The following is a 17,237-nucleotide window of genomic DNA, read 5'->3' on the forward strand; positions in this document are numbered from 1 at the left end:
CCACGGTTCGGCCCCGCAGTCACATCCTGGAGACACACCATGACCACCGCGACGGCCACAGGCCGCACCTCGACCTCGCCGGGGACGATCGTCCCATCCGAGCCGGTCAAGCGCCGGCGAATGAAGAGCTCGTACCCGACGTGGTTCTTCATCCCGGCCGGCGTGTTCTACGTCGTCCTCTTCCTCATCCCGACCATCGCGTCGTTCTACTTCTCGCTCACCCGCTGGACGCTGTTCGACGTCGAGTTCATCGGCTTCGACAACTTCGTGCGGTTCTTCCAGGAGCCGCAGCTGGTGCAGGGCTTCGTCAACACGTTCATCTACGCCTTCCTGACGTCGGGCCTCAAGGTCGTGCTCGGGCTGCTGCTCGGCGTGTTCCTCAGCTCGCAGATCATCGGCCGCGGGTTCCTACGGGCCACGGTGTTCTTCCCGGTGCTCGTGAGCACGATCGGCGTCGGCATCCTGTTCCAGGTGTTGATGGATCCGTTCGGCGGGCCGATCAACGAGGTGCTCGCCACGGTCGGGATCCCAGGACCCGGCTGGCTCACGGACCCATCGCTGGCGCTCGTCTCGGTCGCGCTGGTCGACGTGTGGAAGGGCGTCGGCCTCGCGACCCTCATCTACATCGCCGGCATGGTGGCGATCCCGCACGAGTACTTCGAGGCGGCCAAGGTCGACGGCGCCGGCGCCTGGAACAACTTCCGGCACATCACCCTCCCGCTGCTCCGGCCCGCGACGGTGACCGTCGTGCTGCTCTCGCTCATCGGCGGCCTCCGCTCCTTCGACCTCATCTGGACGATGACGGGCGGCGGCCCCGGCTTCACGAGCGACGTGCTGGCCTCCGTGGTCTACAAGCAGTACCAGGCGGGCTTCTTCGGCCTCTCCACCGCTGGCAACGTCGTGCTGTTCGTCGTCGTCGCCGCGATCATCTTCCCGCTCTCGTGGTGGCTCAACCGGAAGGGGGACGAGCAATGAGAAACGTCGCCTGGCGGTGGGGCGGCGGCAGTGTCGCCATCCTCGTCGCGATCATCGTGTTCATCGTGCCGTTCGCGTTCATCGTGTTCACGGCCGGCAAGACTCAGGCGGAGGCGTCGTTCCTGGAGTTCACCTGGCCGACCGAATGGGTGTTCTTCGACAACATCGTCACCGTGCTCGAGAACCGCGACTTCCTGTTGATCCGCGCGTTCGTCAACAGCACGATCCTCACGGTTGCTGCGGTCTCGATCATGGTCGTCCTCGGAGCGATGGTGGGCTACGTCCTGCAACGCCGCAAGTCGCGGTGGAACCCGCTCGTCAACGGGCTCGTGCTCGCGGGGCTCATCATCCCGCCCGCCGTCGTCCCCACCATCTGGGTGCTGCAGGGCCTCGGGCTCTTCAAGACCCTCGTCGGTCTCATCGCGGTGCACGTGGCGTTCGGGCTCTCGTTCTGCATCCTGCTGTTCCGCGCGTTCGTGGCGACCATCCCGCGCGAACTCGACGAGGCGGCGATCATCGACGGCGCCGGCCCGGTCAAGCTGTTCTTCCGCGTGATCTTCCCGCTGCTGAAGTCGGTGATCGTCACGGTGATCGTGGTGCAGGCCGTGACGGTTTTCAACGACTTCGCCTTCGCGCTCTACTTCCTGCCGGGCGACGAGAACGCCACGGTGCAGCTGACGACGTTCAACTACCGAGCGCAGTCGGTGAGCGCCTTCAACCTGCTGTTCGCGGACGTGCTGCTCATCACGATTCCGCCGCTCATCATGTACATCGTCTTCCAGCGGCAGATCGTCGCCGGCATGACCTCGGGCGCCGTGAAGGGGTGAACTCCGAGGCGGAGCCTCCGCGCACGGCCGAGGCCGTGCGGCGGTGGGTGCGGAGGCGCTCGCCGCAGCCGTTCGATGACGACCAGGTCGTGCCGCCGCCGGACGGATCGGCATGGGTCTACGGGCCGGGCCAGTACGAGCTCGCCCTGCTCGCACGGCTCGTCGACGACGGTTTCGCCGCGAACCGGCACGTGCACTACCCGCGCAACCACGGGCGCATCGCCGAGGCGGCGGGGTTCGCGGCGGTGGCGACGGATGCCGCGGTGCTGCGCATCAGGGCATCGGGATCGCTCGTCGCGGCGACGGTCGACGGGGCCCCGGTCGACGATCGGCCCGGTGAAGGCCGGGTGCTGCTCACACTGCCGCATGCCGGAGCCGAGGTGCGACTCGAGGTCGCAGCGGCGAACGGGCAGGTGCCCGCGATCGCCGTCGACGCGGATGCTCCGCTCCACGACTGGCGGGCGAGGGTCGACGGCGGCCGGTGGGAGGGCGTGCGCACGAGGCCGGGCGGAGACGTGCCACCGCACATCGACCCGGTGGGCACGGTCGATGTCGTCGCACGCCGCGTCCGCGACTCGCTGTTCGATGTCGGTGCGCCGGTGCTCGGTCGCCCGATCCTGCCGCCCGGCCCGCGTCCCGTCGTGTCCAGCGGCGAGAGCATCGAGGAGGCGCTGGCCGACCCCGAGGGGCACGAGACGCGCCATGATCTGGTCGAGTTGCCCGACGGGGGCTGGACCACGCGGCATCCGCTGGGCTTCCGCTACCTCGTCGTGCGGTCGGATGCCCCGCTCGAGTCGGTGGACGTGCGCGCCCCGGTGCCCGTGGTCGATCGGCCGGGGGCCTTCGCCTGCTCGGACGAGGAGCTCACCCGCATCTGGGCGGCGGCTCAGTACACGCTGCGGCTCTGCATGCAGGGACTCATGATCGACGGGATCAAGCGCGACCGCATGCCGTGGGCCGGCGACCAGGCGCTCAGCACGCTCGCCAACGCCTACGCGCTCGGGCAGGGCGGCATCGTGGCCGACGGACTCGTGGCGCTCGGCCGCCCCGGCCACGGGTACGTGAACGGCATCGCCGACTACTCGCTCTGGTGGGTGGTGAATGCAGACCTGCGCCTGCGCTGCTTCGGCGACGAGGCGTTCGCGCAAGCCGAGGCGGACCGGCTCGACCGTTTCGTCGCCGGCCTCGCGCAGCACGCCGGGCACGATGGCGTCTTCCGCCCGGTCGCGCAGCGCGGCGGATTCGTCGATTCCGGGCCGGGGTCCGTGTTCCTCGATTGGGGTCTCGCGCTCGAGAACGGGCGCGACCCGGTGGCGCTGCAGATGCTCTGGTACTGGGCCCTGCGCAGCGCCGAGCGGGTGCTCGGCCGCGCCGGCCACGCGGGCGCCGAACGTTGGGGCGACCTCGCCGGCACACTGGAGGCGACGCTCCGGGAGCGGGCGTGGCTCGACCTGCACGGGCGATGGGCCGACTACCTCGACGCGCGCGAGTCGAGGCGGCCCGCGCGGTACGCGAACTTCCTCGCGGTGCTCTCCGGCATGCACGACACCGGCGAGGTTCCGCCTGATGTGGTCGAGGCGGTGCGCGTCGGTGCGGCAGGCACCCCCTTCATGACCGCCTTCCGGCTCCGGGCGCTGCTCGCAGCCGGGGACGCGCCCGCCGTGCTCGATCAGGTGCGGGCCACGTGGGGTCCCATGCTCGCCCGCGGACCCGGCACCTTCTGGGAGGAGGCGTCGCTCGACGACGATCCGCTCGCGATGTACGGCCGGCCGTTCGGCCGCAGCCTGTGCCACTCCTGGTCATCCGGTCCCGCAGCGATCATCCCCGAGGCCGTGCTGGGCCTGCGACCCCTCGACGACGGATGGGCGCGGTTCGAGGTGCAGCCCGAGCTCGGCGACCTCGAATGGGCGGCGGCGGTGGTGCCGGCTCCGGGCGGCGACATCGTCGTGGTCGCCGACTCGTCGACCGTCACGGTGCACGTGCCGAGCGGCGCCGTGCTGGTGCGCGACGGGCACGTCGTCCCCGGGCCCTCGACCGTCGAGTGGGGGCGGCCGCCTTCCGCCGTGTTCGGCGGGGGAGCGGCCGGCGTCGCGGCATCCGGTGCATGATTCGAACGATTCATTCCGGACCACCCACAACCGGCGCGCGGCCTGCGATCATGGCTTGGGCGGGACCCGTTCGGGCGGGGTCGCCAGGGGAGGCAGCAGATGGCAGTGAGCGTGCGCGATGTCGCGGCCGCGGCATCCGTGTCGGTGGGCACAGTCTCGAACGTACTGAACCGGCCCGAGAAGGTCTCGCCGGCCACCGTCGAGCGCGTGCTCGCGGCCATCGCCGAGCTCGGCTTCGTGCGCAACGATGCGGCGCGTCAGCTGCGCGCCGGTCGCAGTCGCTCGATCGGCCTGATCGTGCTCGACGTGCGCAACCCCTTCTTCACGGATGTCGCCCGCGGCGCGGAGGATCGGGCCGCAGAAGACGGCATGACGATCCTGCTCGGCAACAGCGACGAGAACACCGACCGCGAGGGGGCGTACCTCGACCTGTTCGAGGAGCAGCGCGTGCACGGGGTGCTCATCTCACCGCTCACCGACGACCTGCCTCGGCTCGCGCGACTTCGCGAGCGAGGCACGCCGGTCGTCCTCGTCGATCGGGAGGCGGCCGACCGGAGCTTCTCGTCGGTCGCCGTCGACGACGTCGTCGGCGGTGAGCTGGCCGTGCGCCACCTCGCGGAGATCGGGCGGCGCCGCGTGGCGTTCGTCGGCGGACCCACGAGCATCCGCCAGGTCGCCGACCGGCTCGCGGGAGCTCGTCGTGCCGTCGCGGCGACGCCTGGGATGTCGCTGGAGGTCGTCGAGACCGATTCGCTCACGGTGCTGCAGGGCCGTGCGGCGGGCGAGGCCATCCGGGAGCGCCCTGGCGAGGAGCGTCCAGACGCGGTCTTCGCCGCGAACGACCTGCTCGCGATGGGTGTCCTGCAGGCACTGGTGATGCAGGGGAGCGTTCGAGTGCCGGATGAGATCGCGCTCATCGGCTACGACGACATCGACTTCGCCTCGGCCGCCGTCGTGCCGCTGTCGTCGATCCGGCAGCCGGCGTCGCTCATCGGCTACACCGCCGTCGACCTGCTCATGAAGGAGGCCTCGCCCGGCGAGGGGTTCGAGCGGGAGCAGGTCGTGTTCCAGCCCGAGCTCGTCGTGCGGAACTCCACACGAGCCTGACGGCGTGCGGGATGATCACCGAGCGGGTACCCTACCGGTAAACCGGTGAACCGGTTATCGACGAAGATCCGCCGGAGGAAGGGTTGCACATGACCGAACGGCTCACCGGGAAGACCGCGCTCGTGACCGGTGCCGCGTCCGGAATCGGGAGGCAGGTCGCGCTGCGGTTCCTGCGCGAGGGGGCGCGCGTGGCGTTCGCCGATCGCGACGCGACCGGGGCGGCCGCCGCCGTCGAGGGGCTCGGGCCCGCGGCGCGTGCCGTGGTGATGGACATCTCCGACGAGGCATCCGTCGAGGCCGCGATGTCGGCCCTCGTCGCCGAAGGCTGGAGTCCCGACGTCGTAGTGGCAAATGCCGGCGTCCAGCTGTTCGGCCAGGACGCCAAGGCGGGCGACCTCGACCTCGAGGCGTGGCGCCGCACGATCGACATCAACCTCACCGGCACCTTCCTCACGCTGAAGCACGCGGTGCGGGCGATGCTCCCGCGCGGCGGCGGCTCGATCATCCTCACCGGCAGCCCCACCGGCGTGCGCGGCGAGGGTGACGTGTTCACGGCCTACAGCGCGTCGAAGGCCGGTGTGCACGGCCTCGGACGCACCGTCGCCTCGGCATATGCCCGCGACGGCATCCGCGTGAACACCGTCATTCCCGCCTACACCGAGACCCCGCTCGTGTCGACGCTCACCGACGATGCGGAGGCGCGTTCGTCGATCGTGGGCCGTATCCCGATGGGACGTTCCGGCACGGCCGCCGACGTCGAGGGGATCATGGTGTACCTTGCGAGCGACGAGAGCTCGTTCGCCACCGGCGCCGCCTTCGCGGTCGACGGGGGGATGTCGACACTGTGACCCGTGAGCGCTGGGCCCTGGGCGAAGCGGCCTGGGGCGACCACGAACCCGCACCCGTCGACGTGTCGGTCGGCCCGTGGCGGTTCCAGCTGCGCGGCGACGAGCTGGCCGACCTCTCCTTCGACGGCTCGCCCGTCGTGCGCAGCGTTCGGGCGGTGGCTCGCGACGGCGACTGGAACACGGTGCCCACGACCGTCGAGACGGTCGAGGTCCGACCCGACGGATGCGACCTCGGGCTCTCGATGCGCGGCCTCGGCGCCGACCTCGATGCCACCCTGGTCGTGCGCGCCGACGCAGGCAGGCTCTCGGTGCGGCTCGTCGCCACGTCGCGCACCGAGTTCCGGAGCAATCGGGTGGGGCTCGTGGTGCTCCACCCGCCGTCGGTCGCCGGTGCCGACCTGGTCGTCGGCACGCCCGACGGCGGCATCCGCCGCACGACGTTCCCCGTGACGGTCTCGCCGCACCAGCCGGCGATGGACATCCGCTCGCTGGCATGGACGCACGACGGGGTCGCGACGACCGCGACCTTCGAGGGCGACGTGTTCGAGATGGAGGACCAGCGCAACTGGACCGACGCCTCGTACAAGACGTACAGCAGGCCGCTCGCCCTGCCGTTCCCCGTCACGGTCGCTGCGGGCGCGGTGATCGAGCAGTCGATCACCTTCGAGGCGTCGCGGGTCGGCCCGTCGTCGCACCTGCCGGCCGGAATGGATGCCGCGCCTCCCAGCGTCCTTGACCTCAGCGACACCGGCCTCCCGGTGCCCACGCTCACGCTCGGCGCGTCGACGGTGCCCGACGCCGAATTCGTGCTCGGCGCGTTGCCCGAGGGTGTCGCCGGCCTCCTCGTGGAGCTCGACACCCGCACCCCGTCGTGGCGCTCGGCACTCGGCCGTGCCGTGCAGGAGGCCGGCGGGCTGCCCCTCGACGTGCGCATCATCGCCGACGACGTCGCAGCCGTGCGCGAGGCCGTCGAGGCCGCTGCCCATGTCGGACCGGTCGCCCGGCTCGGCGTCTTCGCCGGGCGAGGTCACGTCACTGAACCCGACCTGTGGGCCGCACTGACGGATGCCGCGGCCCGCCGCCTTCCCGCCGCGGAACTCGTCGGCGGCGCCCGATCGCATTTCACGGAGCTGAACCGCGAGCACCACCGCCTGCCCGCCGACCTGCCGGGCATCACGTTCGCGATGACGCCGCAGATGCACGCCAACGAACGCGCTCAGCTCGTGGAGTCGATCGCGGTGCAAGGGGCCGTCGTGCGCGACGCCGCGCGCATCGCCGACGGGCGCCCGCTGCGCGTCGGCCCGATCACGCTGCGGTCGCGGTTCAACGCGGTGGCGACGAGCGGGCCACGCGTCGAGACCGATGCGTCTCTCGCCGCCGGGTACGGCGCCGAGCTCGTCGACGGCGCGACGGATGCGCGGCAGTCGTCCGTGGCGATGGAGGCGTGGACGGTGGCGAGCTTCGCGGCGATCTGCGCCGGGGCGGTCGCCGGCGGGAGCCAGGTCGCCGACGTCGCCTACTTCGAGACCACGGGTCCCCGCGGCATCCGTGACCGCTCCGGCCCGTACCCTGTCGCCCACGCCATCGAGGCGATCGCCTCGCTCGCCCGCCTTCGCCTGATCACGCCGGCCGGGGAGCCGCCCGAGGGCGTGTGGCTCGTCGGCGGCGTGCGACCCGACGGTTCGTGGCGCGTGCTCGTCGCGAGCCTCGCCGATCACCCCGTGTCCCTCGTCGTCCGCCACGGCGAGCGCGAGCTCGAACGTACGGTGGCGCCCTACGAGCTCGCTGCGCTCGACTCGGCCGGGTGACGCGCAACACCCTCGCTGGACCGACCCCTGGCCAAGTACTACGAGGCGACGGGCACCCGGAGCGACAGCACGGCGGAGACGGCATCGCGCAGCGACTGCTCAGGGTCGTCCGCGCCATCCGTCCGCCACGCGACGACGCCGTCGGGCCGCACAAGCACGGCGCCGTCCGCCGACACTCCGCGCCGCCGCAACCAGGACAGCCGGTGGTCTAGGTAGTCCCCGTTCGCGTGTCCGATCCGGACGGCGCGTATGACGACGCCCAACGCCGCCTGCACGTCGGCCGCCGCGGCGTTCCATCGGTCGTCGGCGCCGTCGGCGATGAGAATGAATTCTCCCGGGCGGATCAGGTCCACGATCGCGAGCCGGCTGTCGTCGTCCGCCGTGAGCCACGCGTGGGGCACGGGCGAGCCCGGACGCGTGTCGGGCACGTATACACGCACCTCGTCGACGTTGCGCGGTGCGGGAGTGCCGTCCCCGACGACGGCATCCGACTCGTAGCGATAGCCGTACTCCACGTTGTGCTCGTCGAACTCCTGTGACTGCACCGCGATCATGTCGCGGATGCGCCGCCGGAACTCCGCATCCCCGGGAGCGGCGCTCCACACGCGACGCAGGTTCGCCCAGTTCGCCTCCGGAGTCGCAGCAGGATCCAGCCCCATGGCGCCGCCGATCGCGAGGTGGTGCATCGCGTTCTCGGTCGAGCGCGCGACATTGCGCCGCGCGACGGGGAGTCGCTCCTGCTCATAGGTGTCCAAGAGCTCGTCTCCCGCGCGGCCCGCCAGGACGGCCGCGAGCTTCCACGCGATGTTGCGCGAATCCTGGATCGCCGTCGTCAGCCCGAGCCCGCCGGTCGGACCGTGCCGGTGCGCGGCGTCCCCGACCAGGAAGACGCGCCCCACCCGCATCTGCGGCGCGACGAGCGCCTCGAAGCTCCAGCGCGTGATCATATGGATCTCGGGGGCGAAGTCGGGGATGCCGAGCGCGTCCCGCATTCCTGCGATGATCTTCTCGTCGTCCCAGAGGCGGGTGTCCTCACCCGGATAGCTGTGGTGGTACACCCACTCCTCGGAGTCCGGCCCCCACCGCTCGGGTCCCATCGGGACGAGCACCGACATGAGACCGACGTGGGGCGGCCACATCCAGCGGATCAGGACGTCCGGGTCGGTCGCCCACCGCGAGAGGTCGGCGGTGAAGTGCACGGAGGCGGTGTAGAGGATGTCGCGCATCCCTTCGAGCTCGACTCCCACCTGTCGGCCGACCGTGCGCCCGCCGTCGCAGCCGAGGAGGTACTGTGCCCGCACTGTGTAGGTCTCGCCGGACGACTTGTCCTGGATCCGAGCGGTCACGCCGGAGTCGTCTTGCGTCAGTTCGACGAGCTCCTGCCCGAAGCGGATCGATCCGGGCGACTTGCTCTCGGCGTGGGCGCGCAGCACCGGCTCGAGCCGGATCTGCGGCAGATTGGCCTGCAGGCACGGGCTCGCGATGAGCCACTCCGGGTCTGCACCGCCGGCACCCCAGGACTCCTGCTTCGCGATGCGCCTGCCGGCGTCGGGGTCGTCGCCGGCGAGCCCGGCGTACCAGGCGGTCGCCGCGAGGTTCTGGGGCGGCGCGCTGCGTGCGTAGATGTCGTCGGCCACGCCCGCGTGGCGGAAGACCTCCATCGCGCGCTGCTGGATCACGTGGGCCTTTGGAAGCGCAGACGTGGTGAGGGCTGAGGAGATCGTGAGGGTCTCCACGCCCAGGTCGGAGAGGAGCATCGAGGCGGTCAGTCCTGCTCCGCCGGCTCCCACGATCAGCACCGGTACGTCGATGTCGTGTGCATTGCTCATTCCTGCTCTCCTTCGAACAGTTCTCTCTGGATCAGTACACCCAGGGGGTCGCCGTCTATGAGACCGCGAGCCCCAGATGACGTCCGATCGCGGCGATCTTCGCGGCGTATGCCTCACGTGCGACGCTCGTGTCGACGGTGAGGACTCCGGCGACGTGACGGACGCGCACGTCCTTGTGCGGCGGTAGGCCGCGCTCCACGTCGCGGCCCTGGAGTGCATCCGAGACCGCGCGCGCTGCGGCATCCTCGCGCAACGGGGGTTTGAACGGCTTGCCGACCTGGGTGACCGGTATGGCTTCGATCGCATAGATCGCCTTGGGCTGAGCGGCGGGCTCGAGGGGTTGCGTTGCCAGCCACGTTCTCACCTCTGCTGGATCCGCGGTGCCGGTGATGTAGGCGACCGGGACTTCTCCGGATGCCGCGTCGGGGCGTCCCACCGTCGCTGCGCCCGTCACCGCCGGGTGCTGCAGCAAGGCCTGCTCGATGACGGCCGGATCGATATTGTGACCGCCCCTGATGATGACGTCCTTGGCTCGTCCACTCAGGCTGAGAAAGCCGTCCTCCACGGATCCGAGGTCGCCGGTGTCGAGCCAGCCGTTCTCGACCCAAGGAGAGCGTTCAAGATGGCGGCCGATGCCGTCTGCGATGACGTACCCGGGAAAGACGGCCGGGCCCTTGATCCGGATGATCCCCTGCTCACCGTCGGGGAGCCGTATCCAGTTTGCGTGGTCATCGCGGCGGAAGGCCGCGATCCGCTGATAGGGGAGACGTTCCCCGACCGTGCCAGGACGACGTCTGCTCGGACGCGTGACCGTGCTGGCGCACGTCGCTTCGGTGAGCCCGTAGCCCTCGGTCAGTTCGACGCCGGTTGCCTTGCGGAAGGCGACGCGGACCGGGTCCGGCAACGGTGACGCTCCGACTGCGGCCACCTCGAGCGACGACACATCGGCGTTCACGGGTACCAGCGCGAGTCGTGCGTACACGGTGGGAACGGCCGACATGGCCTCGACGCGGTACTTCTCGATCATCCGCCAGGCGTTCGCGAAGAACAGCGGGTCGCGGTACCCGAGGGGTCCGATCCAGAGGGTCGAGGCGCCGAGGTGAAGCGGCGCGAGGACCGTGACGAGAAGTGCGTTCACATGGAAGAGGGGAAGTCCCGCGAGCATCGTCGCGCCTTCGGTGATCCCAGCCGCCGTGGCGATCGACCACGAGGTGGTCACCTCATTCGCGTGGCTGTGGGCTGCGAGCTTGGGGCTTGCAGTGGTGCCGCCCGTATGGAAGTACGCCGCGATGTCCTCGCTGCGCGGCTCTGCGAACGAGAGCTCGGAATCGGCTCGGTCGGCGAGCACCGAGAGATACTCGAGCGTCAGGCCGCCTGAGCTCGTGCCCAGACGCGGTGCCGGGCCGGTCACGCCGTCCGGACGGAGGGCGAGCACATGGCGTGCTCCCACAGCGCGGCCGAGGTCGACTGCACGATCCCAGATGCCGGCGCCGAACTCGGGACCCGCCGCGATGATCACGTCGGACCCGCTTGCCTGCACGAGGGCGACGATCTGTTCAGGGGCGAGGGCGGGATTGACGGGCGCAGCGATCCCGGCAGTCTCGGCGCCCAACAGCGCGGCGACCATCCAACCGCAGTTCGGGCTGACGAGGGTGACGGCCTTGTCGCGGTCGACTCCCAGGCTCCGAAGGGCGTTGGCGACTCGGGTCACCCTCTCGGTGAGCTGGCTGTAGGTGATGTCGGTCGACTGTGCCCATCCGTCCCCGCCGGGGAGGAGACGCAGTGCCGGCTCGAGCGGCCGGGAGTGCGACTGCTCTCGTAGCAGTGCGTATGTGGAGCTGGCAAGGCCTCGCTCGACGAGAGGAACTGCTTCGATCTCGCTGAGCGTCTCGCCGACGGGGAGACGGAGCGGGATGCGTGCCGTCGTCACGTGTTGACCTCCTCGTCGACGACGGTGGTGCGCTGGGATCCGAGGTCCACAGCTCCGTCCGAGCTGCGGATGGTCGCCTCGATCACGTCTCCCGCCGTCAGGTACTTCGGGTTCTTCGCCTGTGACCGGAAGAATGCGCTCCACTTGGCCGAAGGGGAAAGCAGCGCCGCAACCTTCTCGATCGCCTTGGGAGGAGCTTTCAGTGCAGTGCCGCCCGGTGTTCCAGTGAGCAGGATGTCGCCTGGATCCATCTGCTGGAATCGAGAGAGCACCCGCAACGACTCGAGCGGCTGGGAGATCATGTCGGCTACCGTGCCGTCTTGTCGCACCACCCCGTTGACGGAGAGCGTGAGGCGAAGATCCTGACGCAGGTACGCGAAGTCGCTCGCATCCAGCAGGACGAGGCGTGGGCCGATCGGGGTGAACGTGGGGTAGGACTTGCTCTCGTAGAACTGGGACTTCGTCAGTTGCACTTCGCGGGCGCTGACATCGTTCGCGACTACCACTCCCGCGATCAGCCTCGGCAGATCGGCTTCGGTGATGGTGTCGCCGACCCGCATCGTGTCGCCGAAGACCAGACCCAGTTCGACTTCATAGTCGAGGAACCGAACGTGCGCAGGCGTGACCACATCGTCGAACGCCCCGGAGATCGATCCTGAAGCCTTCCGGAAGAAGGTGGTCGGCACGCTACGCGGGTCGAAACCGGAGTCGCGGGCATGAGAGGCGTAGTTCACCATCTGCGCGACGACACGGCACGGAGTCGTGACCGGCGAAAGGAGGTCGAGGTCATGCAATGGGACGAGATCGACAGGGCGCTGGCGGGCGAGCAGGCGGATCGCATCGGCCTCAGCGAGCAGTTCTCTCGTTGTGGTCGCGTCCGTCGGGATCTGAGACGCTCCCGCGGGGGTCTCGATCCACCAGCCGTCCACGGTGCGAAGGATGCTGATGCTCACGAGCTCATCGCCTTCATCAGGCTTCGAAGGACTGCCGGGTCGATCTCGTTCTCGCCGCGGAGCCCGCCGATCACCTTTCGTACGAGATGTGGGGACAGGTTGCTGCCGAGGAAGTCCTTCGTGGCCGGCGGACCCCATTGGGCGAGGCCGCTGGCGCTCATCGGCGCCCACCCGGGTTCGACGTCGCAGTCGAACATGTCTCCGTCCGCGAAGTGCTCGAACATGAGCTTGTCGGGGTCACGCCAGTAGTCGAAGATCTGACTGCCCTGGATGTGCCTGCCGATTCCCCAGACCCGATTGTAGCCTTGCGCCTTGAGGTACTCTCCGCCCATCGCGACGGAATCGAGGTCGGAGACCTGATACGCGGAATGAACGTATCCGACTCCCGGACCAAGGTGCATCGCGAGTGTGTGGTGATCGGCCGGCACGCTTCCCCGGTCGCATCGGATGAAGGCCATCGTCGGCCCGCGGTCGCGGAGGTCGTCAAGGAACAGGAAGTCGCTGACGATCATTCCGAGGACTTCGACGTACCAGTTCAGCGCCTTCTGGAAAATCGGGGTCTCGAGTACGACGTGTCCGAGTCGTTGCACACGCGCGGGCTCCTTCGCCGGGCGCTGACCCCGATTGAAACGGGTGTATTCCTCGCCGAAGTTCAGCGGCAGAGGTGCCTGTTCGGGAAGGGCCGGCAGGACTGTGAGCCCGTGTACGACGCGAACCGGAACCCCGCTCGGGTCCGTGGTCTGGACAATGCGCCCATCCAGGAACGGGCGCACCTCAGTGCCAAGGGCACGCGCAAGCCGGTCCAGGTCCGTTCCCTCAGACGCCTGGAAGGTGATTCCGTTGAATCTGCTCTGCGCGCCGCGTCTGATCACAAGGCAAGGTGTCCGTGACCATGTTCCGCGCAGGTACAGCGCGTCAGGCGTGCGGTCAGCCACCGCGAACCCGAAATCGCGTGCGAAGGCTTCGGCGCGTACGAGGTCCGGCTTGACGAACTCGAGCCAAGCAAGGTCCTGGACCTTGATCACGGGATCGGTGGAGCGGCCGCGGTGTTCGGCTCGAAGCCCGCCCGCCGCGCTGTGCAACCCGCTGTGCACGTCGGCGATAGGCGTCTCATGATCGGTGGCTGCGAGCTCCAGTGAGGTGGGCATCATGACTCCCTTGTCATATGGGATCGAATTTGATGATTGTATCAAACTTGCGTCAGCGCGTCTACATTGCGCGTGTGCGCACTCTGAGTCACGCTCCGGTGGGTAGCGTGGAGCGCATGGAGTCCGAGCGCACCTCGCGGTATACGCGTCGACGTCAGCAGACGCGTGACGCACTTCTGGGGGCGGCTCGTGCGCTCATCGCCGAAGGACGGGCGTCGGACGCCAGCATCCAAGAGATCACCGATCGCGCGGACGTCGGCTTCGGCTCGTTCTACAACCACTTCGACACGAAGGCCGAGCTCTTCGCCGTGGCCGCGAAGGAAGTGCTGGATCGGTGGTCGGAACTCTTCGAGCGTTATACGCGCGGAATCGACGACCCTGCGGTTCGCTTCGCTTTCGGGCTCCGCTTTACGAGCATGTTGGTCGAATCGGACGCCGAGATGGCGCGGGTGATCGTCGAGAGCGGTTTCCGAGCGCTCGAAATCCAGACGGGCATCGGCATTCGCTCCCGCACGGACCTGGAGGAGAGCCGGTCGAGCGGAAGGTTCGACTTTCCGGACACCGAGATCGCGATGGGGCTGGTGGTTGGTGGGGTGCTGTCCGTGCTGCGACGGGGGCTGGCGGATCCGGCTGCCGATCACGATCGGGCGGGAGCGATCCTCACCGAGCACCTGCTACGGGCACTGGGGATGGAAGGTGCGGAGGCGCATCGTGTGGCATCGCTGCCGTTGCCCGCCGAGCCCGCGTTGAAGATCCACGCCGTGCCGTTGGAGTGAGCTCGGCATCCAGCGCGAACATCTTCGCGTAGTCCTGCACCGAACGGAGCATCCGCGCTGCACTGTTCGACGACGCGACGACGACGCCATCGGGGCGGATCAAGACGAACTTCCGGCCGCGGCGCCAACGGTCGGGGGTGCCGGCATCTCGCTGCGAATGCACCGCGAGCCCCTTGGCATGGCACGCGTCGGAGAGCGTCGCCGTCGGTGCGGCATACGCCAGGAGAATCCCATGCGCGCGCGTGGCGCCGAGCGGGATCGGGCAGAGGCGCCCATTGGTCACGTCGCGGCTGGTGGTGATCTCGCTCGTGCGGAGTCGAGGTGTGACGCTGCTCATGATGAGTGCACCGATGCTGGGCACGACGTTCGCGTACGGCAAGACGACGCTTCGCGCAGCGTTCGCGAGGATGCTCGGACTGCTCATCAGGGCACCGATGAACACGGCCTTATTGATCAAGGCCTTGGCATGCGGCTTACGTTCCTGCTCGTAGCTCTCGAGGAGGCCGTCGTCGCCACTTCGGCGATGCGCCGCGATCTTCCAGGCGAGGTTCGCCGCGTCCCGCAGACCCGCTCCAAGTCCTTGTCCGATGAACGGCGGGGTCAGGTGCGCGGCATCGCCCAGTAGGAAGACGTTCCCGGAGCGCCACCGATCGCATACCTGCGCACGGAAGGTGTACTCGGCTGCACGGACGATTTCGATGTCCTCGACCGACGTCGCACCCACCCACGGACGAATGAGCGGCTCAACGGATTCGCTGGTCGCAAAGTCGGTGGCTTGTTCCCCATCTGCGAGCCGGAACTCCCAACGATGCCGGGTATCAGTGATCTGCATGTACGTGCCCGGGCGGTCGCGATCGAAGACCTGGTCTACGCCGCCCCACGACGTGACCTCTTCGCCCAGGTCGACATCGAGAACCAGCCAGCGCTGCTCGAAGCCCATATCGACCATCCGAGACCCGATGGCCGCACGCACATCGCTTCGTGCTCCATCGCAGCCGAGGAGGTATCGCGAGCTGATGTGCACGTCCCTCCCCGTACTGAAGTCCCGGGCTGTCACCGAAACGCCGTCGGTCTCATGGCGCAGACCGATGAACTCCACACCGCACGCGAGATCCACCTCGGGCACGCCGTCCACGTGTCGACGCAGGATGGCCTCGAGGTCTGGCTGTTGGAACATGTTCGCCTGAGGGAATCCGCTGATCTCACTTTCCGCTCGATCGAAGCGAACGATCTCCCGCAGTCGGCGATCCACCAGCCGGAGCCCCCGACCGGGTCGGCTTACGATTCGGAACGGTTCCGCAACGCCGGCAGTGTGCAGTATTCGCAGCACCTCGTCATCGATGTGCACTGCGCGCGGAAGCGGGTAGGGGCTGGGGTGACGCTCCACGACGATCGACGTCAAGCCGTGCTGAGCAAGAAGGATCGCCGAGCAGACACCCACAGGACCTCCGCCGATGATCGCCACGTCGGCAGCGAGGCGCGTAGCGCCGGTCTCCGCCCGTGCTCCTCGGTCGTATGAATGTGTCACGCGCGACTCCTTTGTCGGGCAGGCCTCGGCATTTGCGGCGAAGCCCTTGAATAGTGATAATCTCATCAGACTTGACTACGAATTGCAAGTAACTTTTGCGCGGCTCTGGTTCGCCAGACGAAGGAGTGAAGATGTGGGTTGTCGTGTACGGCATCGTCGCGGGGCTGCTGGCGGTCGCCTTCCTGGGTTTCGGCGGGTCCAAGCTCGTCCGTCCTCGTGAGGTCATGGCACGGTCCTACATGGGTTGGGCCGCGCACGTCAGCGATGCGACGTTCAAGTCGATCGGCGCAGTGGAGGTGCTCGGTGCTCTCGGCCTGGTGCTTCCGTTGCTCACCGGAATCGCACCATGGCTCAGTCCCACCGCAGCGGTGGGACTCTCCGTGGTCATGGGCGGTGCGGCCGTGGTGCACGTCAGACGTGGAGAGTCACCTGCCGCCCCGCTGATCATGTGGGTGCTGACATGGACCACCGCTGTGGTCGGGTGCGCCGCGTTGCTGACGTAGCGGGCGTCCTCAAGAAGGTCTCCGTCGCGGCCGGCGTGACGTCAGCGCGGCAGGCGGGGCCCCGTCGCTCAGGCCGCGCCGGTCGCGTCGCCGGCCTGGACCGACGCCAGGCGCGCCGACGCTGTCGCCATGTGCGTGGCCATCGCCGAGGCGGCCCCGTCGGCGTCATGCGACGAGAGGGCGCGGAACACCGCCTCGTGCTCTTCGAGAGCGGTGCGTGCGTGCCCTTCGTCTTGCACGGCGCGGTCCACCCAGATGCGCAGGAGCGACCGCACGATCTGCAGCAGGTCGAGCAGCACCGAGTTGTCGGCGCTCGACGCGAGCTCGTGGTGGAAGGCCAGGTCGGCCTTGACGAACGTCTTCAGGTCGCCGACCGAGGTGCGCATGCGGTCGAGGTGGCGCCACAGGGAGGCGAGCTGCTCGTCAGTGAGCCGGTCGGCCGCGAGGCGTGCGACGTAGATCTCGAGCCCGCTTCGCAGTTCGAGGAGCTCGGCCGTGCTGCGCTCGCCGATCAGCACGCCCCAGCTGAGGCTCTGGGGGAGCAGCTCGCTCACCGTGCCGCGCAGGTAGGTGCCTGAGCCCGGGCGCACGTCGACGATCCCGAGGATCTCGAGCGCGGCGAGGGCCTCGCGCACGGCGGACCGGCCCACCTCGAGGGTGGCCGCGAGCTGGCGCTCGGGCGGAAGCCGCGTGCCGGGCGCGATCGAGCCGCTCGTGAAGAGATCGAGCAGGCGCGTCGCGACGACCGAGACGGCCGAGCCCGACGGCAGCGCGCCGAGGGCCGCGGTGATCTCGGCCGAGCTGTCGTTGCGGAACACGGGCATGGACACAACCTATCAACCGGTGAGGCGATCAGGGCGGGGCCTGGGCTTGCAATTGGTCAACCGGTTTGACAAT

At 68.9% G+C, this 17,237-nt stretch carries 14 protein-coding genes; 8 read left to right on the forward strand and 6 right to left on the reverse strand.

The window, feature by feature from the left end; all coding sequences use genetic code 11:
* Positions 1–39 precede the first annotated feature (39 nt).
* From ASG80_RS02615 to ASG80_RS02640, 6 genes are all read left to right on the forward strand, one after another.
* Positions 40–975, forward strand: coding sequence for a carbohydrate ABC transporter permease (locus tag ASG80_RS02615; protein ID WP_056728132.1), 936 nt, complete (start codon positions 40–42; stop codon positions 973–975).
* A complete protein-coding gene (locus tag ASG80_RS02620) occupies positions 972–1,802 on the forward strand; it encodes a carbohydrate ABC transporter permease (protein ID WP_056728134.1) in 831 nt (276 codons plus the stop codon). The genes ASG80_RS02615 and ASG80_RS02620 overlap by 4 nt, the downstream gene beginning before the upstream one ends.
* Complete coding sequence (locus ASG80_RS02625) at positions 1,799–3,910, forward strand: family 78 glycoside hydrolase catalytic domain (RefSeq protein WP_056728135.1); 2,112 nt, start codon at positions 1,799–1,801, stop codon at positions 3,908–3,910. The genes ASG80_RS02620 and ASG80_RS02625 overlap by 4 nt, the downstream gene beginning before the upstream one ends.
* 99 nt (positions 3,911–4,009) lie before the next feature.
* Positions 4,010–5,017, forward strand: a complete 1,008-nt coding sequence (locus tag ASG80_RS02630) for a LacI family DNA-binding transcriptional regulator (RefSeq protein ID WP_056728137.1) — start codon at positions 4,010–4,012, stop codon at positions 5,015–5,017.
* An 89-nt stretch (positions 5,018–5,106) separates the two neighbouring features.
* Complete coding sequence (locus ASG80_RS02635) at positions 5,107–5,865, forward strand: SDR family NAD(P)-dependent oxidoreductase (protein WP_056728139.1); 759 nt, start codon at positions 5,107–5,109, stop codon at positions 5,863–5,865.
* Positions 5,862–7,673, forward strand: coding sequence for a hypothetical protein (locus ASG80_RS02640; RefSeq protein ID WP_056728141.1), 1,812 nt, complete (start codon positions 5,862–5,864; stop codon positions 7,671–7,673). The genes ASG80_RS02635 and ASG80_RS02640 overlap by 4 nt, the downstream gene beginning before the upstream one ends.
* A gap of 38 nt (positions 7,674–7,711) precedes the next feature.
* Here ASG80_RS02640 and ASG80_RS02645 read toward each other — a convergent pair whose 3' ends face one another.
* From ASG80_RS02645 to ASG80_RS02660, 4 genes are read right to left on the reverse strand one after another with little or no spacing between them, the layout of a single operon-like run.
* A complete protein-coding gene (locus ASG80_RS02645; RefSeq protein WP_056728144.1) occupies positions 7,712–9,502 on the reverse strand; it encodes an FAD-dependent monooxygenase in 1,791 nt (596 codons plus the stop codon).
* A 55-nt stretch (positions 9,503–9,557) separates the two neighbouring features.
* Positions 9,558–11,432 carry an AMP-binding protein gene (locus ASG80_RS02650; RefSeq protein WP_056728146.1) on the reverse strand — a complete coding sequence of 625 codons (1,875 nt, stop codon included), beginning with the start codon at positions 11,430–11,432 and terminating at the stop codon, positions 9,558–9,560.
* Complete coding sequence (locus tag ASG80_RS02655; protein ID WP_235508003.1) at positions 11,429–12,361, reverse strand: fumarylacetoacetate hydrolase family protein; 933 nt, start codon at positions 12,359–12,361, stop codon at positions 11,429–11,431. The genes ASG80_RS02650 and ASG80_RS02655 overlap by 4 nt, the downstream gene beginning before the upstream one ends.
* Positions 12,362–12,381: 20 nt before the next feature.
* Entirely contained in the window at positions 12,382–13,533 is a 1,152-nt protein-coding gene (locus ASG80_RS02660; RefSeq protein ID WP_056728507.1) for a VOC family protein, read from the reverse strand.
* A gap of 116 nt (positions 13,534–13,649) precedes the next feature.
* On the opposite strand from ASG80_RS02660, the gene ASG80_RS02665 reads away from it, so the two are divergent.
* Positions 13,650–14,309, forward strand: a complete 660-nt coding sequence (locus tag ASG80_RS02665) for a TetR/AcrR family transcriptional regulator (RefSeq protein ID WP_056728150.1) — start codon at positions 13,650–13,652, stop codon at positions 14,307–14,309.
* Here the strand turns inward: ASG80_RS02665 and ASG80_RS22725 are convergent.
* Positions 14,194–15,903 carry a bifunctional 3-(3-hydroxy-phenyl)propionate/3-hydroxycinnamic acid hydroxylase gene (locus tag ASG80_RS22725; protein ID WP_082589674.1) on the reverse strand — a complete coding sequence of 570 codons (1,710 nt, stop codon included), beginning with the start codon at positions 15,901–15,903 and terminating at the stop codon, positions 14,194–14,196. The genes ASG80_RS02665 and ASG80_RS22725 overlap by 116 nt on opposite strands.
* Positions 15,904–15,968: 65 nt before the next feature.
* Here ASG80_RS22725 and ASG80_RS02680 point away from each other — a divergent pair, with 65 nt between their 5' ends.
* Positions 15,969–16,340: a DoxX family protein gene (locus tag ASG80_RS02680; protein ID WP_056728157.1), complete on the forward strand. Its 372-nt coding sequence runs from the start codon at positions 15,969–15,971 to the stop codon at positions 16,338–16,340.
* Positions 16,341–16,408: 68 nt separating this feature from the next.
* Here ASG80_RS02680 and ASG80_RS02685 read toward each other — a convergent pair whose 3' ends face one another.
* Complete coding sequence (locus ASG80_RS02685; RefSeq protein ID WP_056728159.1) at positions 16,409–17,164, reverse strand: FadR/GntR family transcriptional regulator; 756 nt, start codon at positions 17,162–17,164, stop codon at positions 16,409–16,411.
* Positions 17,165–17,237: the final 73 nt, after the last annotated feature.

Source organism: Agromyces sp. Soil535 (genome assembly GCF_001428255.1).
GTDB lineage: Bacteria > Actinomycetota > Actinomycetes > Actinomycetales > Microbacteriaceae > Agromyces.